The organism is Scandinavium hiltneri, assembly GCF_024764835.1.
In the GTDB taxonomy this organism is placed as follows: Bacteria; Pseudomonadota; Gammaproteobacteria; order Enterobacterales; family Enterobacteriaceae; genus Scandinavium; species Scandinavium hiltneri.
Genome location: NZ_JALIGE010000039.1, coordinates 1 through 467, shown reverse-complemented (window position 1 = coordinate 467; position 467 = coordinate 1). Strand labels below are relative to the sequence as shown.

Here is a 467-nt window from a genome sequence, read left to right as displayed (position 1 = left end):
CAATTCAAGCGTTTTTGACAGTTGGCCAAGTCCGACGATGCCACCCAGCAAGGCGATAAATGGGCCAAGGTCAACAAGGCTTCTCGGTAGGGCCATTAAGACTACTAGCAGGGCCTGTGTCCAATGGTATCCATTTGGGGTAACGTCCTCGAGTTCGTTGATCAGATTAAAAGTGGCAAATAATGGGATTAATAATCCGGCAGCGCCTGCAAATCCGATGAAGAGATTACGAATCAAATAACGACCGAATATGTTCATCGGGATAACTTCCGTAACAGTGAGAAGTCGCGCGCAATAAAAAACAACATTCCAATCGACATTAATATCGGGACTGACCAGACACCTGGAGTGATGGGGATACTCCCATTAGCCACTAACGTGCGGCAGATATTTCCTCCGTAAAAAATGGCAGCAAATAACAGAGTGAGAGGGAACAGCATTGTATAACGGCCCTGGCGGGGTTTTAT

General features: G+C 46.7%; 1 protein-coding gene and 1 pseudogene. Both read right to left on the bottom strand.

Annotation, left to right across the window (positions count from 1 at the left end; all coding sequences use genetic code 11):
• The coding region (locus MUU47_RS00180; RefSeq protein ID WP_258986119.1) for an LptF/LptG family permease at positions 1-258 on the bottom strand (258 nt) is incomplete at its 3' end.
• Positions 255-467, bottom strand: a pseudogene (locus MUU47_RS00175) (LPS export ABC transporter permease LptF); the annotation flags it as partial. The pseudogene MUU47_RS00175 and the gene MUU47_RS00180, both read right to left, overlap by 4 nt.